The organism is Jatrophihabitans fulvus, assembly GCF_054781375.1.
The window spans coordinates 452,942-478,506 of record NZ_BAAGUN010000003.1; the positions used below are offsets into that span (position 1 = coordinate 452,942).

General features: G+C 69.8%; 29 protein-coding genes. 14 read left to right on the plus strand and 15 right to left on the minus strand.

Annotated elements, in window-relative coordinates; translation table 11 throughout:
- The first annotated feature begins 24 nt into the window (after nucleotides 1-24).
- From ACYVP9_RS14080 to ACYVP9_RS14090, 3 genes are read left to right on the plus strand one after another with little or no spacing between them, the layout of a single operon-like run.
- Nucleotides 25-1,329, plus strand: a complete 1,305-nt coding sequence (locus tag ACYVP9_RS14080) for an ABC transporter substrate-binding protein (protein ID WP_460605491.1) — start codon at nucleotides 25-27, stop codon at nucleotides 1,327-1,329.
- A complete protein-coding gene (locus ACYVP9_RS14085; RefSeq protein WP_460605492.1) occupies nucleotides 1,326-2,264 on the plus strand; it encodes a carbohydrate ABC transporter permease in 939 nt (312 codons plus the stop codon). The genes ACYVP9_RS14080 and ACYVP9_RS14085 overlap by 4 nt, the downstream gene beginning before the upstream one ends.
- Entirely contained in the window at nucleotides 2,261-3,094 is an 834-nt protein-coding gene (locus ACYVP9_RS14090; protein ID WP_460605493.1) for a carbohydrate ABC transporter permease, read from the plus strand. The genes ACYVP9_RS14085 and ACYVP9_RS14090 overlap by 4 nt, the downstream gene beginning before the upstream one ends.
- A gap of 4 nt (nucleotides 3,095-3,098) precedes the next feature.
- Here ACYVP9_RS14090 and ACYVP9_RS14095 read toward each other — a convergent pair whose 3' ends face one another.
- The 13 genes from ACYVP9_RS14095 to ACYVP9_RS14155 all read right to left on the minus strand — a co-directional run bounded on the left by ACYVP9_RS14095 (nucleotide 3,099) and on the right by ACYVP9_RS14155 (nucleotide 13,579).
- A complete protein-coding gene (locus ACYVP9_RS14095; RefSeq protein ID WP_460605494.1) occupies nucleotides 3,099-3,416 on the minus strand; it encodes a DUF1905 domain-containing protein in 318 nt (105 codons plus the stop codon).
- A gap of 83 nt (nucleotides 3,417-3,499) precedes the next feature.
- On the minus strand, nucleotides 3,500-5,689 hold the full coding sequence (katG, locus tag ACYVP9_RS14100; RefSeq protein ID WP_460605547.1) for a catalase/peroxidase HPI: 2,190 nt from the start codon (nucleotides 5,687-5,689) through the stop codon (nucleotides 3,500-3,502).
- Between the two features lie 31 nt (nucleotides 5,690-5,720).
- Complete coding sequence (locus tag ACYVP9_RS14105; RefSeq protein ID WP_460605495.1) at nucleotides 5,721-6,197, minus strand: Fur family transcriptional regulator; 477 nt, start codon at nucleotides 6,195-6,197, stop codon at nucleotides 5,721-5,723.
- Nucleotides 6,198-6,559: 362 nt separating this feature from the next.
- Nucleotides 6,560-7,159 (minus strand): TMEM165/GDT1 family protein, encoded by a 600-nt coding sequence (locus ACYVP9_RS14110; protein WP_460605496.1) that lies wholly within the window; start codon nucleotides 7,157-7,159, stop codon nucleotides 6,560-6,562.
- 163 nt (nucleotides 7,160-7,322) lie between these two features.
- Nucleotides 7,323-7,835: an SRPBCC family protein gene (locus tag ACYVP9_RS14115; protein ID WP_460605497.1), complete on the minus strand. Its 513-nt coding sequence runs from the start codon at nucleotides 7,833-7,835 to the stop codon at nucleotides 7,323-7,325.
- Between the two features lie 22 nt (nucleotides 7,836-7,857).
- A complete protein-coding gene (locus ACYVP9_RS14120) occupies nucleotides 7,858-8,274 on the minus strand; it encodes a hypothetical protein (protein ID WP_460605498.1) in 417 nt (138 codons plus the stop codon).
- A gap of 115 nt (nucleotides 8,275-8,389) precedes the next feature.
- A complete protein-coding gene (locus ACYVP9_RS14125; RefSeq protein WP_460605499.1) occupies nucleotides 8,390-9,367 on the minus strand; it encodes an ABC transporter substrate-binding protein in 978 nt (325 codons plus the stop codon).
- Nucleotides 9,364-10,206 (minus strand): ABC transporter permease, encoded by an 843-nt coding sequence (locus ACYVP9_RS14130; protein ID WP_460605500.1) that lies wholly within the window; start codon nucleotides 10,204-10,206, stop codon nucleotides 9,364-9,366. The genes ACYVP9_RS14125 and ACYVP9_RS14130 overlap by 4 nt, the downstream gene beginning before the upstream one ends.
- Nucleotides 10,179-10,910 carry an ABC transporter permease gene (locus tag ACYVP9_RS14135; protein WP_460605501.1) on the minus strand — a complete coding sequence of 244 codons (732 nt, stop codon included), beginning with the start codon at nucleotides 10,908-10,910 and terminating at the stop codon, nucleotides 10,179-10,181. Before ACYVP9_RS14135 ends, ACYVP9_RS14130 begins: the two co-directional genes overlap by 28 nt.
- A complete protein-coding gene (locus tag ACYVP9_RS14140; RefSeq protein WP_460605502.1) occupies nucleotides 10,907-11,938 on the minus strand; it encodes an ABC transporter ATP-binding protein in 1,032 nt (343 codons plus the stop codon). Before ACYVP9_RS14140 ends, ACYVP9_RS14135 begins: the two co-directional genes overlap by 4 nt.
- A 276-nt stretch (nucleotides 11,939-12,214) precedes the next feature.
- Nucleotides 12,215-12,814, minus strand: coding sequence for a hypothetical protein (locus tag ACYVP9_RS14145; RefSeq protein ID WP_460605503.1), 600 nt, complete (start codon nucleotides 12,812-12,814; stop codon nucleotides 12,215-12,217).
- 60 nt (nucleotides 12,815-12,874) lie between these two features.
- Complete coding sequence (gene bfr / locus ACYVP9_RS14150; RefSeq protein WP_460605504.1) at nucleotides 12,875-13,354, minus strand: bacterioferritin; 480 nt, start codon at nucleotides 13,352-13,354, stop codon at nucleotides 12,875-12,877.
- Nucleotides 13,355-13,384: 30 nt separating this feature from the next.
- On the minus strand, nucleotides 13,385-13,579 hold the full coding sequence (locus ACYVP9_RS14155; RefSeq protein ID WP_460605505.1) for a (2Fe-2S)-binding protein: 195 nt from the start codon (nucleotides 13,577-13,579) through the stop codon (nucleotides 13,385-13,387).
- Nucleotides 13,580-13,773: 194 nt separating this feature from the next.
- Between ACYVP9_RS14155 and ACYVP9_RS14160 the strand changes: the two genes are divergently transcribed.
- Nucleotides 13,774-14,412, plus strand: coding sequence for a hypothetical protein (locus ACYVP9_RS14160; RefSeq protein WP_460605506.1), 639 nt, complete (start codon nucleotides 13,774-13,776; stop codon nucleotides 14,410-14,412).
- 90 nt (nucleotides 14,413-14,502) lie between these two features.
- Complete coding sequence (locus ACYVP9_RS14165; RefSeq protein WP_460605507.1) at nucleotides 14,503-15,132, plus strand: hypothetical protein; 630 nt, start codon at nucleotides 14,503-14,505, stop codon at nucleotides 15,130-15,132.
- 89 nt (nucleotides 15,133-15,221) lie between these two features.
- On the opposite strand, the gene ACYVP9_RS14170 is transcribed toward ACYVP9_RS14165, so the two are convergent.
- A complete protein-coding gene (locus ACYVP9_RS14170; RefSeq protein WP_460605508.1) occupies nucleotides 15,222-15,926 on the minus strand; it encodes an ANTAR domain-containing protein in 705 nt (234 codons plus the stop codon).
- A gap of 475 nt (nucleotides 15,927-16,401) precedes the next feature.
- Between ACYVP9_RS14170 and ACYVP9_RS14175 the strand changes: the two genes are divergently transcribed.
- The 9 genes from ACYVP9_RS14175 (at nucleotide 16,402) to ACYVP9_RS14215 (ending at nucleotide 24,001) form a co-directional block, all read left to right on the plus strand.
- Complete coding sequence (locus ACYVP9_RS14175; RefSeq protein WP_460605509.1) at nucleotides 16,402-16,977, plus strand: TerD family protein; 576 nt, start codon at nucleotides 16,402-16,404, stop codon at nucleotides 16,975-16,977.
- A gap of 71 nt (nucleotides 16,978-17,048) precedes the next feature.
- Nucleotides 17,049-17,627 carry a TerD family protein gene (locus tag ACYVP9_RS14180; protein ID WP_460605510.1) on the plus strand — a complete coding sequence of 193 codons (579 nt, stop codon included), beginning with the start codon at nucleotides 17,049-17,051 and terminating at the stop codon, nucleotides 17,625-17,627.
- 47 nt (nucleotides 17,628-17,674) lie between these two features.
- Nucleotides 17,675-18,799, plus strand: a complete 1,125-nt coding sequence (locus ACYVP9_RS14185; protein WP_460605511.1) for a DUF475 domain-containing protein — start codon at nucleotides 17,675-17,677, stop codon at nucleotides 18,797-18,799.
- A gap of 34 nt (nucleotides 18,800-18,833) precedes the next feature.
- Nucleotides 18,834-19,730, plus strand: coding sequence for a TerD family protein (locus tag ACYVP9_RS14190; RefSeq protein WP_460605512.1), 897 nt, complete (start codon nucleotides 18,834-18,836; stop codon nucleotides 19,728-19,730).
- A gap of 128 nt (nucleotides 19,731-19,858) precedes the next feature.
- Nucleotides 19,859-21,139 (plus strand): toxic anion resistance protein, encoded by a 1,281-nt coding sequence (locus ACYVP9_RS14195; protein ID WP_460605513.1) that lies wholly within the window; start codon nucleotides 19,859-19,861, stop codon nucleotides 21,137-21,139.
- Between the two features lie 12 nt (nucleotides 21,140-21,151).
- Nucleotides 21,152-21,664 (plus strand): hypothetical protein, encoded by a 513-nt coding sequence (locus ACYVP9_RS14200; protein ID WP_460605514.1) that lies wholly within the window; start codon nucleotides 21,152-21,154, stop codon nucleotides 21,662-21,664.
- Nucleotides 21,665-21,677: 13 nt separating this feature from the next.
- Nucleotides 21,678-22,241: a TerD family protein gene (locus tag ACYVP9_RS14205; RefSeq protein ID WP_460605515.1), complete on the plus strand. Its 564-nt coding sequence runs from the start codon at nucleotides 21,678-21,680 to the stop codon at nucleotides 22,239-22,241.
- Between the two features lie 3 nt (nucleotides 22,242-22,244).
- Nucleotides 22,245-23,315: a TerD family protein gene (locus ACYVP9_RS14210; RefSeq protein ID WP_460605516.1), complete on the plus strand. Its 1,071-nt coding sequence runs from the start codon at nucleotides 22,245-22,247 to the stop codon at nucleotides 23,313-23,315.
- Complete coding sequence (locus ACYVP9_RS14215) at nucleotides 23,312-24,001, plus strand: 2-phosphosulfolactate phosphatase (protein ID WP_460605517.1); 690 nt, start codon at nucleotides 23,312-23,314, stop codon at nucleotides 23,999-24,001. The genes ACYVP9_RS14210 and ACYVP9_RS14215 overlap by 4 nt, the downstream gene beginning before the upstream one ends.
- An 11-nt stretch (nucleotides 24,002-24,012) precedes the next feature.
- On the opposite strand, the gene ACYVP9_RS14220 is transcribed toward ACYVP9_RS14215, so the two are convergent.
- The gene (locus tag ACYVP9_RS14220; RefSeq protein WP_460605518.1) at nucleotides 24,013-25,236 is read right to left on the minus strand and encodes a TerD family protein; all 1,224 of its coding nucleotides are present in this window, start codon (nucleotides 25,234-25,236) and stop codon (nucleotides 24,013-24,015) included.
- Between the last annotated feature and the right edge of the window lie 329 nt (nucleotides 25,237-25,565).

The window sequence follows — 25,565 nt, forward strand, 5'->3', positions numbered from 1 at the left end:
GGGCCGTCGGTCGGGGAGGGCGTCGTGCCGCCACCTGCTCTGTCGCGCCGCCGCTTCCTCGCGCTGTCGGCGGCGGCCGCCGCGCTGCCGCTGGCCGGCTGCGGTTTCGTGCCGCAGGACGACGGGTCGGACGACCCCGACACGCTCACGTTCACGACCTGGGGCACGGACGCCGAGCTCGCCGGGCTGCGCAGCACCATCGACGGCTTCGAGAAGGCGAACCCCGGACGGTCGGTACGGCTGAACGCCGTCCCGTACGACCAGATGTTCCCGAACCTGGACGCGCAGATCCAGGCCGGCAACGCCCCGGACATCTTCCGCGTGCCGTACTACACGCTCGGCGCGTACGCCGGTCGCGGCCAACTGCTGGACCTCGCCGACCACCTGCCCGCCGACTTCGGTGACCGCTTCACCGCGCCGGCATGGGCGGCGGTGCGCAGCCGCGGCCGTCCGGTCGGGGTCCCGCACCACACCGACACGTCCGTCGTCCTCTACAACAAGAAACTGCTCGCCGACGCGGGAGTGCGCTCGGTGCCGTCGCGGCCCGAGAACGCCTGGACGTGGGACGAGTTCGCCGCGGTGGCCGCGCAGATGCGCAGGAAGCTGCCCGGCGGCACCTACCCGTTCGTCGTGAACTGGCAGGGCAACGGTGTGACGCGGTGGCTGAGCTGGTTGTGGCAGGCAGGCGGACGCCTGCTCACCGACTCGCTGGACGAGCCCGCCGTCGACTCGGCGGCCGCTCGCGCCGCGCTCGGTTTCACACGCCGCTTCTTCACCGAACGCTGGGTGCCGCCGAGCACCTCCGTCCAGTCGAACACCCTCGCGCAGGACGTGTGGTTCTCGCAGACCACGGCGATGACCTGGGCCGGGGCCTTCCTGCTGCCGGACGCCGATTCCACCGCCTCCTTCGACTGGGGCGCCACCTTCCCGCCACGCCGGCAACGCGCGGCGAGCGACTTCGGCGGCAACGCGCTCGTCGCGACGTCCGGCACCCGCAAACCCGCGCTCGCGGCGGCGTTCCTCGAGTTCGCGACCCGCCGCGACGAGATGCGGACGTTCTGCCGCGGCGCCTCGCTGCTGCCCACCCGCCGCGACCTCACCGGAGACGACGGCCTCCGGTTCGAGGTGCGCCCCGAGCTCACGCGCGTGTTCCTGGACCAGGCGGCCACCGTGCGGCCCGCCGACGTCGCGCAGGTCGCCTCACCCGGCATGTCGCGCATCATCCCGGTGCTGCAGGACCGGTTGGAGGACGCCTTCGTCGGCGACGCCGGGACGGCCGCCACCGTCAGTGGCCTGGCCGCGGACATCCGCTCGGCGTTGACTCGATGACCGCCGTCGACCTCGCCACGGCCCCGGCCGCCGTCACCGCGCCCCGGGGCTCGCGGCGTCTCGGCCTGCGCGCGCGGGAGTCGGTGTCCGCGTACGTGCTGATCGCCCCGAACGTGCTCCTGCTCGGGCTGTTCGTGCTCGTGCCGCTCGTCCGGGCGGTGTGGCTCGGTTTCCGCAGCACCGACGGGTTCGGCGCCGGACGGTGGGTCGGCCTGGACAACTACACGCGCCTGTTCGGCGACGAACGGTTCTGGCGCGCCACCGGCAACACGGTGCTGTTCACGGCGATCGTCACGCCGTTGTCGATGGTGCTCGGGCTCGGCATGGCGGTGCTGCTGGACCAGGCCCTGCCGGCGCGGCCGGTGTTCCGGTCGCTGCTGATCCTGCCGATGGCCGTGTCGGGAATCGCGACCGCGCTGCTGGGCGGGCTGATCTTCGACGAGAACAGCGGCCTGTTGAACGCCCTGATCACCAGCGTCGGGTTGCCGGCGGTCGACTGGCAGTCCGGGGGAGTGCCCGCCTTCGCGTCGGTCACGCTCGTGACCCTGTGGTGGCGCGTCGGCTTCAACATGTTGATCTACCTGGCCGCGCTGCAGGGCATCGGGCCGCACCTGCACGAGGCCGCCCGCCTCGACGGCGCGTCGTCGTGGCAGCGGTTCCGTCACGTCACCGTGCCGCTGCTGGGCCCGGCCAGCTTCTTCCTCGTCGTCATGAACGTCATCTACTCGTTCCAGGTGTTCGACATCGTCTTCGTGCTGACCGGCGGGGGGCCGCAGGACGCGACGTCCGTGCTCGTCACCTACGCCTACGACACCGCGTTCGTCACCCGCGACCAGGGATACGCCGCCGCCATCGGCATGGTGCTGCTGCTGCTCACCGGGCTGTTCACCGCGGTGCGGTGGCGGCTCAGCCGCACCCGGGAGGTGTCGGAATGACGGCGCCCGCCCGGCGCCGCGGGCCGTGGTGGTGGCTGCGGCTGCTGCTCGCCGTCGTGGTGACCGGCGTCGTGGTGTTCCCGCTGTACTGGATGGTCGCCGTCGCGTTGTCGTCCCGGGCCGAGCTGGCGAGCGGCGACGTGCGGCTGTGGCCGAGGTCGCTGACGTTCGACAACCTGCGGACGGTGGCCGACAGCTTCCCCGTGCTCACCTGGTTCGGCAACAGCCTCGCGATCGCCGTGGCCGTCGCGCTGCTCACGACGGTCGTCAACGTGCTCGGCGGTTACGCCTTCGCGATGCTGCGCTTCCGCGGCCGCGGCGCGTTGTTCGTCGTCGCGCTGGCCACGCTGATGCTGCCGGTGCAGGTGATCATGGTGCCGCTGTACGACCTGATCGTCGACCTGCACCTGTACGGCACCTACTGGGCGGTCATCCTGCCGACGTCGGCGTCGGCCTTCGGGCTGTTCCTGGCCCGGCAGTTCTTCGTCTCGCTGCCGGTCGAGCTGCTCGAGGCCGCTCGGCTCGACGGGGCGTCGGAGTTCCGGACGCTGCGCAGCGTCGTCCTGCCGCAGGCGAAGCCACTGGTGGCGGTGCTGTTCTTCCTGTCGTTCCTGCAGTCGTGGAACGACTTCGCGTGGCCGCTGATCGCGCTGAAGGAGAACCGGCTCTTCACGCTGCCGGTGGGCCTGCTGTACCTGCAGGGCCAGTACGGCTCCGACTACGGAGCGATCATGTCGTTCGCACTGCTGAACGTGGTGCCGATGGCGATCCTGTTCCTGGTGTTCCAGCGCTTCTTCGTCCAGGGGTTCGCCCGCAGCGGGCTGCGGTGAGGGTTCACACCGTCGGGCCGGTGCCGTTCGCGGCGCGCCCGGCGCGGGGTGCGACGGTCAGGGTCACCTCCACGGTGTCGCCGTCGCCGATGCCCTCGGCGGTGCGCACCACCTTCTTCAGCGGCAGCCAGTAACCGCCGTCGCGGGGCAGCAGCGACGTCTCCCACTCGGTCGCGCCGATGCGCACCCGGACCGGCACCGCGCCCCAGCCATAGCTCGCGTCCTCGCCGCGCACGTGGTCGCAGGCCGCGTCGTCCAGCGGCACCCACCAGTAGGGCGCGGGCCCGCGCCACTCGACCAGCTGCGCCCGGAACGTGACCATGCCAGGGACCTTAACGCCGGACGCCCGGGCCGGCACGAGGCCGACCCGGGCGTCCGGTGATCGATCGTCGATCAGACGAGGACTCAGCCGATCAGGTCGTAGCGGTCGAGCATCATGACCTTGTCCCACGCCGTGACGAAGTCCTGGACGAACTTCTCCTTGGCGTCGTCGCTCGCGTACACCTCGGCGACGGCGCGCAGCTCGGAGTTCGAGCCGAACACGAGGTCGGCACGGGTGCCCGTCCACTTCACCTCGTCGGTGCCGCGGACGCGGGCCTCGAAGTGCTCGGACGAGTCGTCCGTGGCCTTCCACTCGGTGCCCATGTCCAGCAGATTGACGAAGAAGTCGTTCGTCAGCTGCCCCGGACGCTCGGTGAGCACGCCGTCCTTGGTCTGCTGGTAGGTGGCGCCGAGCACGCGCAGACCGCCGACGAGCACGGTCATCTCGGGCGCGCTGAGGTTCAGCAGGTTGGCGCGGTCGACGAGCAGGTACTCGGCCGGCAGGCGGTTGCCCTTGCCCGGGTAGTTGCGGAACCCGTCGTGCTGCGGCTCGAGCGCGGCGAACGACTCGACGTCCGTCTTCTCCTGCGTCGCGTCGGTGCGGCCCGGGGTGAACGGCACGGTGACGTCGAAGCCGGCGTCCTTGGCCGCCTTCTCGACCGCCGCGCAGCCACCGAGCACCACGAGGTCGGCGAAGGAGACCTTCTTGGCGTACGAACTCTGGATGCCCTCGAGCGTGCGGACGACCTGCGCCAGCTGGTCGGGCTCGTTGACGTCCCAGCCGCGCTGCGGCTCGAGACGGATGCGGCCGCCGTTGGCGCCGCCGCGCTTGTCGCTCTGGCGGAACGACGAGGCCGCGGCCCACGCCGTCGAGACCAGCTGTTGGACGGTCAGGCCCGAGTCGAGGATCAGCTGCTTGAGCTCGGCGGCGTCCGCCTCGCTGATCAGCTCGTGGTCGACGGCCGGCACCGGGTCCTGCCAGAGCAGCTCCTCCTGCGGCACCTCGGGTCCGAGGTAGCGCTGGATCGGGCCCATGTCGCGGTGGGTCAGCTTGAACCACGCACGGGCGAACGCGTCGGCGAACTGGTCCGGGTTCTCGAGGAAGCGGCGCGAGATCTCGTTGTAGATCGGGTCCTCGCGCAGGGCCAGGTCGGACGTCAGCATCGTCGGCTTGCGCTTGTTGGGCGTGCCGTCCGGGTCGGGGATGGTCAGCTCGTCGGTCTTCGCGACCCACTGCCATGCGCCGGCAGGGCTCTTCTCGAGCTCCCACTCGTACTTGAACAGGTTCTCGAAGTACTTGTTCGTCCACTTGGTGGGCTCGTCGGTCCAGGTGACCTCGAGGCCGCTGGTGATGACGTCGCCGAGCGTGCCGGAGTTGTACTTCTGCTTCCAGCCGAAGCCCATGTCCTCGATCGGCGCGCCCTCGGGCTCGCTGCCGACGTACTGCTCGGGGTCGGCGGCACCGTGGGTCTTGCCGAAGGTGTGGCCACCGGCGATGAGCGCGACGGTCTCCTCGTCGTTCATCGCCATGCGGGCGAACGTCTCGCGGATGTCACGCGCCGAACCCAGCGGGTCCGGATTCGCGTTCGGGCCCTCCGGGTTGACGTAGATCAGACCCATCTGCACGGCGCCGAGCGGCTGCTCCAGCTGGCGGTCACCGCTGTAGCGGCTGTCGCCGAGCCAGGTCTCCTCCGGGCCCCAGTAGACGTCCTCGTCCGGCTCGTAGACGTCGGCGCGGCCACCGGCGAAGCCGAAGGTGTCGAAGCCCATCGACTCCAGCGCCACGTTGCCGGTGAGGACGATGAGGTCGGCCCACGAGATCTTCTGGCCGTACTTCTGCTTGATCGGCCAGAGCAGGCGACGGGCCTTGTCGAGGTTGCCGTTGTCGGGCCAGCTGTTCAGCGGCGCGAAGCGCTGCATGCCGGCGCCGGCACCGCCACGGCCGTCCTGGATGCGGTAGGTGCCCGCGCTGTGCCACGCCATGCGGATCATGAAGCCGCCGTAGTGGCCGAAGTCGGCGGGCCACCAGTCCTGCGAGGTGGTCAGCATCTCGGCGATGTCCGCCTTGACGGCGTTCAGGTCGAGCGACTCGAACGACTCGCGGTAGTCGAAGTCGGCGCCCATCGGGTTGGCGACGTCGACGTGCTTGCGCAGGATCTTGAGGTTGAGCTGGTTGGGCCACCAGTCGCGGTTGCTGCCGCCCTCGACCGGGTAGGGACGGCGGCCGTGCGCGACGGGGCAACGCTCCTCGGCACTGGCCTCGGGCTCGTTCATCTCGCCGACGACGGCGTCGGGCTTGTCGGTGTCAGCCACGGGTTTCCTCTCCATTGATTGGGGACGGTGGGACGGTGGGGGTGCTTCCACGGACGGCGCACGCGGGGCAGAGGCCCCAGTACACGACCTCGGCTTCGTCGATCGCGAAACCGTGGTCGTCGGACGCCGTCAGGCAGGGGGTGTCTCCGACGGCGCAGTCGACGTCGGCGATCGTGCCGCAGGAGCGGCACACGAGGTGGTGGTGGTTGTCGCCGACGCGCGCCTCGTAGCGGGCCACCGAGCCGGCGGGCTGGATGCGGCGCACGAGGCCGCTGTCGGTGAGCACGCGCAAGACGTCGTAGACGGCCTGGTGCGACACGGCACCCAGCGACTGCCGGACAGCCGCGATGACGGTGTCGGTGTCGGCGTGGGGCGACGCGAGCAGGGCGTCGAGCACGGCCACCCGAGGACGGGTCACCCGCAGACCCGCGCCGCGCACCATGACCTCGAGGTCGGTGGGGGAGGGCATGACCCGACCCTGTCCCATTTTCTGGAACGAGTCAAGAAACGCGGCGTGTCGCGTCGTCATCGCACAGGTGACGCACGGTCGACGGACGTCCCCGAACGACAGAAAGCGGCTCGCGGTCCTCCGGGGGGTTGAGGCTGCGAGCCGCTGTCTGCGTACCTGACGAACGTGCCGGGAGGTATGGGGGGGAGCCCCCGACGCGCTCGTGACTTGGTGTTCCCGACCGAGTCTCGATCGTGACCGTGCGTGAGCGGCGAGGCATGCATTCACCACGTCGCCGCCGGGCTTGGCAGGACCCGTCCGACTTGCCCGGATCGGCGTCGGCACGGGGGCGACGGGTCGACTCGGCGCGCCTGCCGGGACCGTCAGCCGCGGACGGCCTGCAGCAACGAGTAGATACCCAGAACGATCATGACTATCGCCGCGATCCGGGTGATCCAGACGATCGGAAGGAAGCGCAGCAGTGTCTTGCCGCCGAGGATCGCGATGAGGCCGACCGCCCAGAGGCCGAGCACTGCTCCGATGCCGACCGACAGCGGGTCGTGGTACTTCGCGGCGAGGTTGGCCGTCAGGATCTGCGTGAGGTCGCCCCATTCGGCCAGGAAGATCACGCCGTAGCCGAGGGACGCCACCTTCCAGAACCCGGCGCCGTCGGCGACGGTGTTCGCATCCTCCGCGTCGTCCGCATCGTCCTGCTCGCGCCCCTCGCGCCAGATCAGGAACGCTCCCAGCAGGAACAGCACCGCGACGACGGCCTCCACCGCACGCCGCGGGGCGAGGGTGAGCAGCGATCCGGCGGCCACCGCGACGACGACGTGGGTGAGGAAGGCGGCCGCGATGCCGGCGAACACCCATCGCCACGGGAAGCGGGTGCCGAGCACGATGCCGGCGACGGCGGTCTTGTCGGGCAGCTCGGCGACGAACACGAGGGCGAACACGGTGGCGATGACCGCGATGTCGAGCACTGGTACCTCCGGGGCACGGCCACCGGCGAGCGCTCGGGACGAGCACGTCGGACCGGCAGCCTGGGTCGGCTGTGGATCCGAACGTCTCGTCCAGCCGATCGATGCTCGGCCCTGGACACCGGGCGGGGCGAACCCGCCAGTATGTCGACGTCCAGTCGAGGGACTACTCCCGTTCGGCAGGCACGTTACCCGACGGGTTCTCGAGCGTCCGGGCGAGGATGCCGAGCGTGGCGCGCAACGCCGCCTCGGGGATCACCGGGAAGATGTCCGTGCCGCGGTACTGCTCGTCGATCTCGCTCCAGTCGTAGTACGACACGACGCGAGTCGCCGGCGCGCCGTCGACCTCGATCGGTTCGAGCCGGTAGCCGTAGAGGTGACGCAGCGGCGGCTGGATCTGTCCGGAGATGGTCCACTCGATGGCGCGGTCGGGCTCGAACGCGGTGATGATCACCCGGACGTCGTACTTGCCCATCGGGTAGTCGTTCAGCGACTCGCGGTCCATGTGCACGACGAACTCGTCGCCCACCGCACTCACCGGCTCGCCGTCGGCGGACTGCAGCATGCCCGAGCTGTCGATCGCCACATGGCCCTCGGGGGAGCGCAGCAGCGCGAAGACGTCCTCGGGCGGGGTGGCGACCACGCGGGCGACCTCGAAGCGTTCGGCGGGAGTGGTCATGCCTTCACCCTGCCAGGCAGGGTCAGTGGCTCTTGGCCCACGCTCGGCACTGCGCGCTCGACCACCCGACGACCGGGCAGCCCGGGTGCCAGATCTGCAGCAGGTAGCGACCGACCGGTGGCTGCGCCTGGCAGATCCACCGCGCGTTGCCGAGCACGTAGCGTCCGACCGAGCTGTCGGGATCGACGCCGGCGAGCTTGCCCATCCGGACGCGGCAACTCGAATGCTTCGCGAAGGTCAGGTCGTCGTGGTAGCAGTCACGATCGAGCCATGACGGGCCCGACTTCGAGCACTTCCCGTCCACGTACCGCGTGCTGACGCTCGTCATCTCGCCGGCGTGGGCAGCAGGCGCGGCGACCACCGCTGCTCCGGCGAGGAAGGCGAGAACCGCGAGGAGGACGGTCAGGGGCCGGTACAGCCGGACTGTGGTCTGAGTCACAGGTCGAGTGAAGCAGGTCGGTCGGCGTTGATCAACCTGCTGTGGACAACCTCCACGACGACGACGCCGCCGGTCACCCGAGGGTGACCGGCGGCGCCGGGACGTGCTGAGGGGCTCAGGCGAGCTTGTTCGCCTGCAGGAAGGCCTTGGCCACGTCGGCCGGATCCTTCTGGTCGATCTGGACGGCCTTGTTCATCGCGATGATCGCGTCCGTGGTGAGCAGGGCACTCACCTGGTTGAGGATCTTCGGGAACTCCGGACCCATCTGCGCGAGCTTCTTGGTATTGATCACCGGCGCCACCTGCTGGAACCCGAAGATGCCCTTGGTGTCGGTGAGCACGGCGTACTTGCCGCTGGCCAGCTGCGCGTCGGTCGTGAAGATCGCGATCGTGTCGGCCTGGCCGTTGTCGAGAGCGGTGTACTGCGAACCGGTCTTCAGCGGCTTGAAGGTGAAGTTGCTCAGGCCGTAGGCCTTCTTCAGCCCGACGACGCCCTGGAAGCGCGTCGCGTTCTCGGGCGGGCCGAGGTACGTGAAGCTGCTGACCTTCTTCAGGTCGTCGATGGTCTTCAAACCGTTCTTGGCTGCGTACGACTTCGTGGTGGCCACGCCGTCGGCGTCCTGGAAGGGCGTCGGCTCGAGCACGGTGTAGCCGCGCTTGGCCTCCCACTTCTTGGCGCCCTCGTAGGTGATCTCCTTCGACTTCGGCTGGTCGCCGAGGTTCGCGAGGACCGTGTAGATGACGCCCGTGTACTCGGGGTATCCGTCGATCTGACCGCTGGTCAGCGCCTTGTCGATGACCTCGGACGAACCGATGTTCTCCTTGAGGTTGACCGTGTAGCCCTTCGCCTTGAGCGCCTGGGCGTAGAGCTCGCCGAGCAGGTACTGCTCGGCGAAGTCCTTGTCGCCCAGGGTGATGGACGGCTTGCCCTTACCGGGCAGGTCGGCCGAACCGCCGCTGCCGGAGCCCGTACCCGGTGCGGACGATCCGCCTCCGCCGCCGCCGTCCGAACCGCACGCGGCGAGCGTGACGGCCAGCGTGGCCGCGGCAGCGCCGAGAAAGGCGCGGCGGCCGATGCTGCGAACTGAATTCATGAGGTCAGGCTCCCTTGCTTGGTGGACTGGTCTTCTTCGATGGACAGTTGGGCCTCGGGCTCGTCGCCGAGCGCGGCGATGGTGTCGGGGTCGCGCCGCTTGAAGGACGTGAACGCGGACAGGAAGCCGCGGCGCTGCTTGAGCCCCGCCGGCGTGATCAGCTCCTCGATGACGACGAAGAGGATCTGTACGAGCACGGCCAGCACGATCAGCACGTACGACGCGCCGATCACGCCGTAGAGGCGGTACGACGCCGAGTTGCTGATGATGTCGCCCAGCCCGCCACCGCCGAAGTACCCCGTCAGGGTTGCGGTGGCGATCACGAACACCGACGCGGTGCGGATACCGGCGAAGATCAGGGGGAGTGCGAGCGGCAGCTCGACCTTGAACACGACCTGCCAGGGTTTGAGGCCGATTCCCTTCGCCGCGTCGACGGTGTCCGGATCGACGCTGTCGACCGCGACGTAGGCGTTGGTCAGGATGGGCGGCGCCGCCAGCACCACGAGCGCGATGATCGCCGTCGTCTGGCCGATGCCGGTGATGGGCAGGAAGATCGCCAGGATCGCGAGGCTCGGCAGCGCGCGGCCCAGGTTCGACACGTTGATCGCGAGGAACGAGAAGCGGTGGATGTGTCCCAGGAAGATGCCGATCGGCACCCCGATCAGGATCGAGATGACGATGGCCTTGCCGGAGATCTCGAGGTGCTCGATCATCCGCTCCGACACGAACGACCAGCCGCCGATGAACTGGCCCGGGCGGTCCTCGATCCGGGAGAAGATGAACTCGAAGCCCTTGATGAAGTCGCTCATGATCAGGCCGCCCTCCGTCGGGACGCCCACGGCGTCAGGATCCGCTGCACGAGGACGAACAACCCGTCCGCGGCCAGGGCGAGCACGACCGCGAGGACACCCGCCGCGACGAAGGCCGTGTTGAAGCCATTGGAACTCAAGGCGTCGAAGATGACCTTGCCCAGGCCTGCGGGCACGACCGCCGCCGCGACCGTCGCCAGCGACACCGTCGTGACTGCCGCCACCCGGACTCCCGCGATGATGGCCGGTACCGCGATCGGCATCTCGACCTTCCACAGGATCTGATTCGGCGTCAGGCCGATGCCTGCTGCGGCGTCACGGACGTCCGCGGACACGGCCGTGAGACCGGCGAGGGTGTTCGTGAACAGCGTCAGCAGTGTGTAGGAGATCAGGGCGATCTCGACCGTCCACCAGTTGATGCCGGTGATCGGGACCAGGATGAAGAACGTGGCGAGCGAGGGGATCGTGTACAGCAGGCTCGCGACGAAGGTGACCGGGGGCGCCAGCCAGCGCTGCTTGTAGGCGATGATGGCGAGCCCGAACGAGATCACGAAGCCCACCACGAGTGCGATGACGGTAAGCTCGATGTGCTCGATGAGACGTTCCTCGAAGCTGTACTTGCCGCCGTTCCAGTTCTCCTTGAAGTAGTCCCAGCAGAAGAACTTGTTCTGGTCGACGCACGAACTGGTGCCGCCGAAGTTGGGGACGACGGGCGCCGCCGCCAGGACGGTCATGCCGGCGACGACGCGTCGGCCGACTTCGACAGACCGGGGCTGCTGCCGTGTTCGGCGCGAGCCTCCTGCAATGCCTCGTTGATGCGCTCGATGGACAACCGTCCGACGACCTCGCCGTCACGCTCGACGCGCAGCGGGGTGAGGTCGGCCGTCATCATGAGCGACAGGGCATCGCGCAGCGACGACGAGGCGTCGATGCGAGGGCCGTCGCCGCTGCCGGCCGGTTCGAGCTGCACCTCGGACACCTTCGTCAGCTGCAGCCGCTTGAGTCCGCGGTCCTGGCCGACGAACTGGGCGACGAACTCGTTGATCGGATTGGCGAGGATGGCGTCCGGGGTGTCGTACTGCACCAGCTCGCCACCCTCCTTGAGGATCGCGATGCGGTCGCCCATCTTGATCGCCTCGTCGATGTCGTGCGTGACGAAGACGATCGTCTTGCGGATCTCGCTCTGCAGCCGCAGGAACTGGTTCTGCAGGTTGTCGCGGTTGATCGGGTCGATCGCGCCGAAGGGCTCGTCCATCAGCATCAGCGGCGGGTCGGCCGCGAGCGCGCGGGCGACGCCGACGCGCTGGCGCTGGCCGCCCGAGAGCTGACTGGGGTACCGCTTGCCCATCTCCTGCGGCAGGCCGATGAGCTCGAGCAGTTCCTCGCTGCGCTGCTGGATGCGCTTCTTGTCCCAGCCGAGCAGCCGCGGCACCGTGCCGATGTTGTTGATGATGTTCAGGTGCGGGAACAGGCCCACGTTCTGGATGACGTAGCCGATCTCGCGCCGCAGGTCGGTCTGGTTGCGGTCCTTCACACCCTTGCCGTCGATGAGGATGTCACCGCCGGAGATGCTGATCATCCGGTTGACCATGCGCATGGCGGTGGTCTTGCCGCAGCCGGACGGGCCCACCAGGACGCACACCTCGCCGGCCGGCACGGTGAACGAGAGGTCCTCGATGGCGGGGGAGGGCGCCCCCGGGTACTGCTTCTTGACGTTCTTGAACTCGAGGGGCGCGGCGCTCGCCGCACCGCCTACCGCCATGGCCCCTGGTTCGGCTCGGACAGCATGTGTCTGCTCACCCTCTCCCCGTGCGAAGTTCCGCAACTATAGACAGAGGGTCGGCGCAGTCCATGATCATGCACCCATGGCGAAGACTTCCGTGACACTCCCGTTATTCGGCGCTGCAGGCGCGGTGAAGTGACGCTTCACCCGTTCGAGTGAGTTGCGTCATGAGAATCAGTTGCGCATGGCGCAACTCGGCACTCGCATATACGGGCAACCCGGGAGATACCCGGCGGGTCGAACGCCCCGGTCGTGTCAGTCCGGACGGACGGGCAACCGCTCGCCGAGGTCGCCCCACCACCCGATGTCCGCGTCGTCGTGTCGCAGCACCGTCGTCACGTAGCCGAGGGGTTCGCCGATGTCGAAGTCCGCCATGTTCCAGCCGAAGCGTTCGGCGCCGACGGCACGTCCGTCGACCTCGTCGACCCCGACGTCCCAGCCCCACGTCGTGAGATCGCCGATGCGCCAGTCGGACGGTTCGAGCGCCGACCGGCGCCGCCGGCGCAGGGCGACGACGCGCCCCTCGTCGTGGGGCGGGCGGTACACCACGCACACGGCGTCGTCGGACGGCTCGGTCCAGCCGTCGACCACCCAGACCCGTCCGGCCTCGGTCACGGTGCTCGTCAGCAGGCGGCGCAGGCAGGCGAGCAGTGCCCGTCCGCTCCAGGCGTCGATGCCGTCGAGTTCGGCCAGCAGGTCGAGGTGCCGCTGCGAGCGCACCCGCGGTCGCGTCCCCTGCGGGGAGGGGAGCAGCGTGGGGACGAGGTCGGACGAGCCGCCCGGCGGCAGGGTTGTCCGCGTGACGGCGGGCCATCTCGGACGGACCGTCCGGCGTCGGCCGTGCTCGCGTTCCACGGCCGTCGAGCCTAGTGCCGCACGTGCGTCCCGGCGGCAGTCAGCCCGAGGTCGCCGCGATCAGCTCTCGGGCTGCTCCAGCAGCTGGGCGATGTAGAGCTGCTCGCCGACGACGTTGAGCAGCTCGAGCTGCGTCTCGAGGTAGTCGATGTGGTGCTCCTCGTCGGCGAGGATCGCCTCGAAGATGTTGGCGCTGGTGATGTCCGAGACGCTGCGCATGTACTCGATGCCGCGGCGCAGCCGGTCGATGGCCTCGGCCTCGACCTTCATGTCGGCCTCGAACATCTCCTGGATCGTGCGCCCGATGCGCAACGGGAACAGCCGCTGGTAGTTCGGCAGGCCGTCGAGGAAGAGGATGCGGTCGGTGAGCGTCTCGGCGTGGCGCATCTCGTCGATCGACTCGGAGCGGGTGTAGCGCGCGAGCTTGTGCCACCCGAAGTTCTCCTGCATCTTCGCGTGCAGGAAGTACTGGTTGATCGCGGTGAGCTCTGCGGTCAACTGCTCGTTGAGGAACTCGAGAACCCGTTCGTCGCCACGCATGCCGCAGACCCTAGCCGGTGGACCCGTGCGTCAGGCGACGCGCAACGAGGCCAACGGGCAGGGCCCGCAGCGCTCGGCCACGATGTCGTCGATGTGGTCGTGGCAGGTGCCGCAGGTGGTGCCGGCGCGGGTCGACAGACCCACGGCGGCGACGCTGTCGGCGCCCGCGTCGACCGCGTCCTCGATCTCGTCGTCGGTGACCGCGTGGCAGATGCACACGTACACGGGTCACTCCGATCGTCGAGCCGGGGCCGGGTCAGGCAAGGCGACCCTCATTAGGTATGCCTCACCATAACGGCGCCGGGGCGGCGTGTCGAGACCGGCTACCACCACCTTGAGAGGACGCCGGGCGAGGTCGTGGGGATGTCGCGGTGAGCCGCCATAATCTGCGCGTACCCGGACGCTGCGAGAGGGAGCCCATGACCGTCGAGCCGCCCGAGCGTGATGCCGAGATGCGGCGTCGTGCCGCGTGGTTGCTCGGCATGCTGGCGGTCGTCGCCGCACTGTTCGTGACGCTGATGGTCACGTTCCTCGGCAACTCCGGGAACGACTCCGACCGTGACGACCAGGCCGGGCCCACCGACCTCCCCACGCAGGGCACGACGACGTCCCCGGGAACGCCGAGCTCGACCCGTCCGAGCTCGCGCGGGCCGGCGTCGCCGACGGGCACGTCCACCACGGGCTCACCGACCGGTGCCGGGTCGGGTTCGGGGGTGCCCACCGACGGGCCGACCACCTGCCCGCGCCTCGAGCCCTGCGCGTTCGACAGCGACATCGGCGGCGCGGTGAAGGCCATCAACACGCTGCGCACGACGAACGGCAAACCGGCCGTCCCCGGTCGGGTGACCGCCGCGGCGAAGCGGTGCGCGCTGAGCAAGGGTGACGACTGCGTCGCCGGCTACGCCTACACCTTCCTCTACCCGCTCGACGGTCCCGCCGCGGTGCAGAAACTCGTGCAGCTCGGCGACCTGCTGGGGTCCATGCGCTCGGTCGAGGTGGGCTGGGCGCTCGATCCCCAGATCAAGCAGTACGGGCTGGCCATCATCCGGCACGACTGACTCCGCGCGGCTGCATCCAGGGCTGCGGGTGACGCCGTAGAGGGGATGGAACGGTCGGCGCCCGGCCGACCACCAGCCGAAAGGGACAGCATGCGCAGTCTTCGCAGTCTTCGGAGTCTCAGCACTCCCCGCCGCGCCGTCGCCGTCGCTGCCGGTGTGGCGGTGGCCCTCGCCACGCCCGCCCTCGTGGGTACCGCCACAGCTCAGGCCGCGCCCGGCACCCAGCTCGTGCTCACCACGGGCAGCACCAGCCTCGCGCTCAACCCGGCGACGGCGAGCGTGCTCAAGAAGAACCACATCACCGTCACCCCGGCGAGCGAGGCCCGCGTGACCAAGCGCGGCATCAGCTTCCCGATCACCGGCGGCAGCGTCGACTCCAAGACCCTCGCGGGCACGATCACGCACGCCGGCGGTCTGACCTTCGCCGCCAACGGCAAGAAGCTGACGATCCGCACCTTCTACATCAACACCCGCACGACCGCCCTGTCGGCCTACGTCGACCAGCTCGGTCAGCGCGTGCGCGTGCTGCGCATCGCGCTGAAGGACGCCAAGGTCTTCAGCAGCAAGCAGATCGTGCGCGTGCTGAACGTCAAGGCCGTGCTGGCCTACCCGGCGGCGCAGGCGCTGAACAAGTACTTCGGCGTCAAGCTGTTCAAGCAGGGCCTGCCCATCGGCACCGCTCGCGTCGACTCGTACTACAAGGCCTACCAGCGCTCGTAGTCCGCAGCTTCCGCTCCACCCACCGCCCGGGACGGTCCGACCGTCCCGGGCGGTGTCGTGCGTTGCGGGCGGTTGCGAGCTTTGCGGGGTCAGTGCTCGCTGAGCCGTGAGTCCTCCGGCACCTCGCCGGTCTCGACGACGTGGTCGGCCACGTCGCGAAGCTTGCGGTGCAGGTCCTGGCTGGTCGAGCGCAGCACCTCGAACGCGGCTTCGCGGGTGACGCGACGGGTCTGCATGACGATGCCGATCGCGGCGCCGATGACCCGGCTGTTGGCCAGTGCCGCCTCGAGGTGCGCCGACTGGTGCTCGGCGCGGCGCAGGCTCAGGAACCCGCCTGCCAGCGCCGCGACGACGGCGGCCGCGGTGAGGGCGTCGTCGTCGAACGCGCCGGGCACGTCGCCGAACAGGTTCAGCGCGGCCTTCTCCTCGCGCAGCGGGAACGCGAGCACGCTGCGCACGGGCGTGCTCTCCTGCAGTGCCCGCGCGTACTGCGGCCACCGCTGATCGTCGGCCACGTCGAAGCTGTAGAAGTCGTCACCGTCGAGCGCCGCCTGCAGGCACGGTCCCTCGCCGAGCTGGTGCTGCAGCCGATCGGCCTCCTGGGCGACGCCGTCCGAGGCGGCGATCGAACGCGCCTGGGCGTCGCTGACGCTGGCGTGCTCGCAGCCGCTGACCTGCTTGACGACGACGTCCATCATGCGGTCGAGCACGTCGTCGGAATCGAGGCGGCCACGAAGCTGCGCGCCCAGCGCGGCGAATTCCGCCGCCAGGGTCGCGATGTCGTCGCTGTCCACCACACCTCCAGGTCCCGGGGGATCGTCCAGCTCTTCCCGAGGACCGTCCGGGTCTCGGACGGACGCCCGGGACGCCAGCGAACAACTTAGCCCGCGACAGGGGAACGATTCGCGCCATTCGCCCGGATCTCGGCCGGAAAGCGCTTACGGCACCGAAAACTCGCGCGTGACTCAAGGCGGTGCGATCGCCATGCTGGGCCCGCCGCCCGCTCAGTCGGGGGGACGCGGCGCAAGCGGCCCGGCCGCGCCGCCCGTTCCCGGTCGCCCGAAACCCGAGGCGCCGAGGTCGTCCGTGACGGGGCGTCGAACAGACTGCGCCCCGTCACGGCACGAGCGGACCGCAGTGAGGAGGACAGCGCCGGACGGCGGGAAGCGCTCCCCGGGACGGCGGGGCCGGCGGCCGATAGGGTCGCTGACGTCGATCTTCGACGCCGTCCGCCGGCGTCGGACCACCCGCTGCGTACGAGGAGTAGCCGTGCCCGTCAGCCTCACCAAGGGCGGCAACGTGTCGCTCACCAAGTCCGCTCCCGGCCTCACCGCCGTCGTCGTCGGCCTCGGCTGGGACGCCCGGACCACCGATGGCCAGGCGTTCGACCTGGACTCCAGTGCCATCGTCTGCAACGCCGAGGGACGGGTGCTCACGGACAAGCACTTCGTCTTCTTCAACAACCTGAGCTCCCCGGACGGCGGCGTCACGCACTCCGGCGACAACCTGACCGGTGAGGGCGGCGGGGACGACGAGCAGATCGTCGTGAAGCTGGACGCGCTGCCGGCCGAGGCCGACAAGGTCGTCTTCCCGGTGTCGATCTACGGCTCGGGGGAGAACGGCCAGAACTTCGGGCAGGTGCGCAACGCGTTCATCCGCGTCGTCAACCAGGCCGACAACGTCGAGATCGCCCGCTACGACCTGTCCGAGGACATGTCCACCGAGACGGCGATGATCTTCGGCGAGATGTACCGCAACGGCGCGGAGTGGAAGTTCCGCGCCGTCGGCCAGGGGTACAGCGCGGGCCTGCAGGGCATCGCCCGCGACTACGGAGTCAACGTCTGACGTTCCGCACTGTCTGCCGGCGGCAATAGAGTCGCTGGCGTACCGCATCGTCTTCGGGAGGAAACCGGACAATGAGTGTCAGCCTCAACAAGGGCGGCAACGTCTCGCTCAGCAAGGAGGCCCCCGGCCTCACCGCCGTGCTCGTCGGCCTCGGCTGGGACGCGCGCACCACCACCGGCAACGACTTCGACCTCGACGCCTCGGCGCTGATGCTGGGCACGAACGGCAAGATCCTGTCCGACGCCCACTTCGTCTTCTTCAACAACCTGACCAGCCCCGACGGATCCGTCGAGCACACCGGCGACAACCTCACCGGTGAGGGCGAGGGTGACGACGAGTCGATCAAGGTCAATCTCGCCGCCGTCCCCGCCGAGGTCGACAAGATCACCATCACGGTCTCGATCTACGAGGCCGAGCAGCGCCAGCAGTCGTTCGGGCAGGTGCGCAACGCCTTCATCCGCGTCGTGAACCAGGCCGACGGCCGCGAGATCACCCGCTACGACCTGTCCGAGGACGCGTCGACCGAGACGGCGATGATCTTCGGCGAGCTGTACCGCAACGGCGGCGAGTGGAAGTTCCGCGCCGTCGGCCAGGGTTACAGCACCGGGCTGCGCGGCATCGCCCTCGACTTCGGCGTCAACGTCGGCTGATCCCGTCCGAACGACCGGACGCCCCCTCGACTGATCGGACATCTTCCTTGTTCTTCAAGACCTTCGGCTGGTCGCTCGCCGTGGCCGTCGTCGGCCTCGTGCTCGGCTTCGTCTACGACAGTGGGACGGGGCTCGCGCTCGTCGCCATCCTGGCCATCCTCGAGATATCGCTGTCGTTCGACAACGCGGTCGTCAACGCGACCGTGCTCGTCCGCATGAGCGAGTTCTGGCAGAAGATCTTCCTCTCCATCGGCGTCATCATCGCCGTGTTCGGCATGCGGCTGGTGTTCCCGCTGCTCATCGTGGGCATCACCGCGTCGCTGAACCCGGTCGAAGCGGTACGCCTGGCCCTCGAGAAGGGCGATCCCGACGAGCCGGGCACCTACGGCTACCTGCTGCACGAGGCGCACCCGGCGATCGCCGCCTTCGGCGGCATGTTCCTGCTGATGCTGTTCCTGGGCTTCGTGTTCGAGGAGCGGGAGATCACCTGGCTGTCGTGGATCGAGAAGCCACTGGCCAAGATCGGCCGGCTCGACCAGCTGTCCGTCGTGGTGGCGCTCGTGGTCCTGGGCGTGGCGGCGTACACCGTCGGCGACCACGCCGACACCAAGACGCCCGAGCGCATCTCCACCGTCCTGTTCTCCGGCATCCTCGGCATCGCGACCTATCTGTTGGTCAACGGTCTCGGCGAGTTGTTCAACGTCGACGAGGGCGACGACGAGGAGGTCGAGGAGAGCGGGCACGAGGTGCACATCGAACGCAAGCCCAACGCGAACGTCGCCGTCGGCAAGGCCGCGTTCTTCCTGTTCCTCTACCTCGAGATCCTCGACGCGTCGTTCAGCTTCGACGGTGTCATCGGCGCGTTCGCGATCACGTCCGACCCGATCATCATCGCGATCGGCCTCGGTGTGGGCGCGATGTTCATCCGGTCCACCACGATCTTCCTGGTCCGCAAGGGAACGCTCAGCGAGTACGTGTATCTGGAACACGGCGCGCTGTGGGCGATCGGCGCGCTGGCGACGATCCTGCTGGTGTCCATCGAGTACGAGGTGCCCGAGGTCGTCACCGGCCTGATCGGGGTCGCGTTCATCGCCCTCGCGTTGCTCTCGTCGGTTCTGCGCAACCGCCGGGAGGCGTCGGCCGCGCCGACGCGCGAGACCGCCACCGTCTGACGCCGGTTCCCCGGCGCTGTCGAAAGGGTCCACGATGGGAATCGACTACAACAAGCGGCCCAGTACTCCGCCGCAACCGCCGCAGCAGCCGCAGCAGCCTCCGCCTCCGCCGCCGCAGCAGGGCGGTTACCCGCCGCCCCCGCCGCCGCAGCAGGGCGGTTACCCGCCTATGCCGCCGCAGCAGGGTGGATACCCGCCGCCCCCGCCGCCGCAGCAGGGCGGTTACCCGCCGCCCCCGCCGCAGCAGTACCCGCCGCAGCAGCAGTACCCGCCGCAGCAGCAGGGCGGATATCCGCAGCAGCAGGGACAGGGCGGCGTGTCGCTGAGCAAGGTGACGCTGACCAAGGCCGCACCGACGGTGTCGCTGTCGAAGCACGGCGGTCAGGGCGGCGTGGTGCGGGTCAACCTGAACTGGAACGCCCGTCCGCAGGGCGGCGGTGGCCTGTTCCGCAAGGCGCAGCAGCTCGACCTCGATCTGGGCTGCCTCTACGAGTTCAGTGACGGCAGCAAGGGTGTCGTGCAGGCGCTGGGCAATGCGTTCACCGCCGACATGCAGACCACAGGCGAGGTGTTGATCCGGCTCGACGGTGACGACCGGTCGGGCGCCAACAGCGCCGGCGAGAACATGTCGATCAACCTTCAGGACGTCGGCAAGATCCGCCGCGTGCTGGTGTTCGCGCTCATCTACGAGGGCGCTGCCAACTGGGCCGCCGCCCAGGGGTTGCTGACGATCTATCCGGTCAACGCCGCCCCGATCGAGGTGCACCTCGACGACCCGCGCGACGGAGCCCGCATCTGCGCGGTCGCCCAGCTGATCAACCACAACGGCGAGCTCGTCGTGCAGCGCGAGGTCAACTACATCAACGGCGCCCAGCGCGCACTCGACCAGGCCTACGGCTGGGGCATGAACTGGACCGCCGGCCGCAAGTGACGCACCTGTCCGTCCGGCCGTCCACCGGGCGCGGAACGACCCGCGCCCGGTGGACGTTGCCCGGGTAGGCCAGCACCCACCCGCTCGGCAGGTACCCGCCGACCCGCACGTCCCGAAGGAGTCACCCGATGTCCGAGCTCGATCTGGGAGCGAACGCCACCCCCGCCGCCGCGCAGGCCGGCGCCGCACCGCAGGCGGCCGGCGGACTCGTGCTGGCTCCGCCCGCGCCGGTGCAGGTGGTCAAGCAGGAGGAAGCGGCCGGCGCCGTCCCCGTGGCCCCGGAGAAGCAGACCGAGCTGCAGCAGCGGGCGGCCGCGTTCGCGGCGGAGCTCGCGTCCATGGACCACCGGACGCCGCAGTTCAGCCAGAAGGTCGACACCATCGCCTCGATGGGCGACAAGGAACTGCGTGCGTCCGCCAACGTCTCCAACCGCATGCTCGACCGGCCGGCCGCGGTGATCAAGGCGCAGAAGGGCGCCGGTGGCGGTGACGCGCAGACGCGGGTCGCGACCACCCTGAACGAGTTGCGCACCACCGTGACCGAGCTCGACCCGAACCGCGCCGACCTCACCGGCGCGAAGAAGATCCTCAAGTGGATCCCGGGCGGCGACAAGATCGCGAAGTACTTCCAGAAGTACGAGTCCGCGCAGACCCAGCTGAACGCGATCATCAAGTCGCTCGAGTCCGGCCAGGACGACCTGCGCAAGGACAACGCGGCGATCGAGACCGAGAAGCAGAACATGTGGACGGTCATGGGCAAGCTCAGCGAGTACAACGAGCTCGCGTCCGCCCTCGACGAGGCCATCACCGCAAAGGTCGCCGAACTCGAGGCGGCGGGCAACACCGAGGCCGCCACCACGCTGAAGTCCGACGCGCTGTTCGCCGTCCGGCAGCGGCGGCAGGACATCATGACGCAGATGGCCGTGTCCGTGCAGGGCTACATGGCGCTCGATCTCGTCCGCAAGAACAATCTCGAGCTGATCAAGGGCGTCGACCGCGCGCAGACCACCACGGTCTCGGCGCTGCGCACCGCCGTCATCGTGTCGCAGGCCCTCGCCCGCCAGAAGCTGGTGCTCGACCAGATCACCGCGCTGAACACGACGACGTCGAACCTCATCGAGTCGACGTCGCAGCAGCTGAAGGTGCAGGGCGCGCAGATCAACGAGCAGGCAGCGTCCAGCACCATCGACATCCAGAAGCTGCAGGCGGCGTTCGACAACGTCTTCCAGACCATGGACGCGATCGACTCGTTCCGGTCGCAGGCCGTCGACTCGATGGCGCAGACCGTCACCGCGCTCGAGGGCCAGATCGAGCGGGCCAAGCCCTACCTCGAGCGCACCCGGCAGCAGGAGGGCAACACGGCCGAATTCGGCGCCGCCAACCCGAACCAGCTGCCGCCGGGGCGCTGAGCCGCCGCTGCGATGACCACCTGGTTCCGCCGCCGCAGGAAGGACGACGACGGGTCGGCCGCGCCACCGGCACCGGTCGACCCCCTGTCGGGCACGGACCCCGACGACTCGCCGGAGAAGTTGCTCGCGCGGCAGTGGGAGCTGGTGCGCTTCATCAACGCCAACGCCGGCAAGCTTCCCGTCGACGCCGTCGTCGTGTCGCGGGGCATCACCGACACCGTGCGCGAGGTGATCGAGGCAGCCGACCGCGACCTCGACGTGTACGCCATCGTGTCGATCAACGGCATCGTCGGCGACTACCTGCCCACGACCCTGCGCACCTACCTCGCCCTCGACCCGGCGCTCACCGAACGTCCGGGCCCGACGGGCAGGACGCCGCGGGCGGCCCTGCGCGAACAGCTCGAGTCGCTGTCGTCCGCCGCCGACGATCTGCTGCAGGCCACCCATGCGCACGACGTCGACGCACTCTTCACGCAGGGCAACTTCCTCAGGACGAAGTTCAGCCGCTCCGACCTCGATCTCTAGGGTTGGAAGGACCATGGCTGAGATGAAGCGCGGCGCCAACGTGTCGCTGACCCGCGAGATCCCGAATCTGCGGGGCCTCGTCCTCGGCGCCACCTGGAACGCCGGCGCCGAACGGGTGCTCGACGACAATCTCGTCTTCGCCGCGCTGCTGTGCGATGTGCACGGGCGGGTGCGTTCGGACCGGGACTTCGTGTTCTTCAACCAGCTGGCGTCCAGCGACCTGTCCGTCCAACAGCTCGAGCAGGCCATGGGCGAGGACAAGGTGCAGATCGAGGTCGACCTCGCGGGCGTCCCCGCCGAGATCGACCGCATCGTCTGCGTGCTCTACATCAACGAGGGTCCCGCGCAGCGGCGCACGCTCGGCCAGCTGCGCTCGTGCGGCATCCGGGTCCTGAACGTCGACGGCAACGCCGAGCTGGTCCGGTCCGAGGAGCTTTCCGGCGCGTTCGACCTCGAGACGGCCGTCGCTCTCGGCGAGGTCTACCGGCACAACGAGGAGTGGAAGTTCAAGGTCCTCGGCCAGGGCTACTCCAAGGGCATCAGCGGTATCGCCGCCGACTACGGGCTGCCGCTGTAGCCGATGATCACCGATCCGAAGTTCGCGCCCGCCCGTCCGGACATCACGTTCCTCAAGCGGCGGGTGCGGCCCAAGCAGCAGGCGAGTCCGTCGACGCCGAACGGCGCGACTGCGGCGGCGCGCACCCCCTCGGCGCCGGCCGCCTCCGGCCCGCGGATCGACTACACCCGGCGCGACCGCACGCCGGCGCAGCCTCCCGCGGCGGCGAGCCCGCCGCCGTCACCGCCGCAGGCACGGCCACCGTCACCGCCGCAGGCACCTCCGCGCGCCGACCCGCCGGCACCTGCGGCCGGCGGCGGGTCGCTCGACCTGTCGTCGCCCGCCCCGTCCGGCTCAGGGTCCGCCGCGCCCGGCGGCCGTATCGAGTACTCGCGGCCTGGGTCGGGTCCGGCGGCGGGGTCGTCCTCGCTCGACCTCTCGGGCGGGCCGGCGCCCGCCCCGTCCGGTGCGCCGCGCGCACGGACGCCGCAGGCTCCGGCCCCGTTGCCGGCGTGGCTCGAACGCCACGTGACGCGGGTGTCCGACCGGCGGCAGCACATCATGAGCGTGCAGGCGCCGACGGTGACGCTGACGCGGGTGCAGTCGGGCATCGGCGAGCTGCAGGTCGAGGCCGTCTGCTCCGACGAGGTCGGCGACCTGCGCCTCGGAGCCGCCTACCAGCTGCGGTCGGGCGGCAGCGGCATCGTGCAGTACACCGACGGCAACCGGTTCGGTCCGTCGTCACGCCGTCCGGTGATCATCGGCTCGCGCGAGGAGTACGAGCACCTCGGCATCGACCTGCGCCAGGTCGCCGACATCGAGCGCATCGCGGTGTATGCGTTCTCGCAGTCGCGCGCGACGCTCACCTGGGGCGGAACGCTCGTGGTCACGCTGTTCGGCGGCGCGCGGCTCGAACTGCCGCTGGAGCGGTTGTACCCGGGTCCGCTCGCGATGCTGATGACCTTCTACAACATGGACGGCGAGCTCGTCGTTCGCGCCGAGATGGAGAACATCGCCGGCGACATCCGGGAGGCGGCGCGCGCCTACGGTTTCGACCGCATCACCTGGCGAGACGGCCGGACGCCGGTCGAGTGACAGCTCGCATCGTCCCCGGCAGCGGGGCGGCGGACGCCGTGGGCGCGGTCGTCGTCGTCGACGTGCTGCGGGCGTTCACGACCGCGGCGTACGCCTTCGCGGCCGGCGCCCGGCGCATCGTGCTCGTGCGCGAGGTGTCGGCGGCGCTCGACTACAAGGCGGCGCATCCCGGTGCGCTGGCCGTGGGGGAGGACCGCGGCCTGCGGCTGCCCGGGTTCGACTTCGCGAACTCGCCCGCCGAGGTGTCGACGGCCGATCTGGACGGACGCGTGCTGGTGCTGCGGACGACGGCCGGAACGCGCGGTGTCGTCGAGGCGGCACGAGCCGAGCGCCGGTGGTGCGCCGGCCTCGTCGTCGCGACCGCGACGGCGGCCGCGGTCACGGCCAGTGGGTTGGGAGAACCGACCTACGTCGCGACGGGGTGGCGGGGTGACGACCTGCCCGGCCTCGACGACGTCGAGACCGCCCGCCTCGTCGAGCGGCTGCGGCGGGGCGAGCCGCCGCGGGCGGACGACGCCGCGGACGCGGTGCGCACGAGCCGTGAGGCGAGGCGGACGCTGGCGCTCGGCGCCGGCAACGTCGACCCGCGCGACGTCGCGCTCGCCTGCCGGGTCGACGCGTTCGACTTCGCGATGGAGGTGCGCGCGGCGCCGGACGGGCTGGAACTGGTGGTGGTGCGGCCCTGAGGCGACGGCACTCAGGCCGTCGTCACGTGCCGCGCCGCCGGGTCGACGAGCTTCTTGACCGTCCGTCCGTTGTGGAACTCGCCGATGGCGCGCATCTGCCACGTGCCGTCCGGTTCGCGTCGCAGCATCGCCATGATCACGCCGCTCGACGGCTCCGAGTCGGACAGGTCGAAGCGGACCAGCTCGGCGTCGCTGTGCCCGTCGACGAGCCGGCAGAAGGCGTTGCGCACGTCGGTGAACTTCTGCCCGCCGAACGAGTTGATGGTGAAGACCAGCGCGGCGACGTGCCCCGGCAGCCGGTCGAGCTCGATGACGATGCGCTCGTCGTCGCCGTCCCCCTTGCCGGTGAGGTTGTCGCCGGTGTGCACGATCGCCTGGTCGAACTCCTTCAGATGCATGAACCAGACGATCTCGAGCTTCGTGCCGGCGTGGTCGAAGGCGATCACGGAGGCGTCGAGGTCGATCTTCTTGCCGCGGGAGGCGGGGTCCCAGCCCAGGCCCATGATCACCTTCGTCAGTGGCGGGGCGCCGGACTTGGTCAGGCTGACGCGCTGACCCTTGGTCAGGCTGACCCGGCCCTTGTCGAGGTTGACCGGGGCGCCGGCGGCGGACGGGCCGGCGGGCTGCCACTGCGGCAGCTGCTGGCCTTGCGGGGCGGCGTTCGGTGGTGGCCACTGCTGCGCAGCGGGAGGCGGTGGCGCGGCGGGTGGCGGCGGGGCAGCGTCGTCGACGGTGATGCCGAAGTCGGTCGCGATGCCGGCCAGTCCGCTGTCGTAGCCCTGTCCGACGGCGCGGAACTTCCACTGGCCGTCACGGCGGTACAGCTCGCCACCGACGATCGCGGTCTCGACGCTCGCGTCCATGGCGAAGTCGGCGATCGGGCTGTTGGACGCGGCGTCGACGAGCACCAGCCGCAGGTCCGGCACCTGTCCGAAGGTGCCGCCGTCGGCGGACGCTGCGAAGACCACCCGTTCGACCGCCGACGGCAACGAGCCGAGGTCGACCTCGACGAAGTCGGCGGTGCCGTTCTTGCCCAGGTGGCGCACGGCGCCGCTCGGGTGCCGGGGCTGGTTGAAGAACACGAAGTCGTCGTCGCCCGACACCTTGCCGGACGCCTGCAGCAGCAGAGCCGAGGCGTCGACATCGGGCACACCGGGACCACCGTGCCAGGTGAGGGCGGCGCGGACCGAGGGACTCCGGACGGCGGTGTTGCCGCCCTTGGCGATCGTCGTCACGTGGCCCGACTGTTCCGGACCCGGCTGTGAACTTTCTGGACGCGCGCCGTGGCGATCGGACGTCCGCGCGGCGGTGGCCGGGCAGGAAGGTGGTTACCGCGGCGGCCAGGGGGCGTCGAGGTCCAGGGCGGTGTCGGCGGGCACGGCCGGCGGCGCCGGTCGCGCCGCGGCCGGAGCCGGTGCGGGAGCACCGGGTGCAGTCAGGTCGAGGCCGCCGGCGGGCGCGGCGGGCGCGGCGGGCGCGGCGGGCGCGGCGGGCGCTGCCGGCGGTGCGGGTGGCGCGGAAGTCGGAGGCCAAGCGGTCTTAGGAAGACAAATGTCTATCCCAA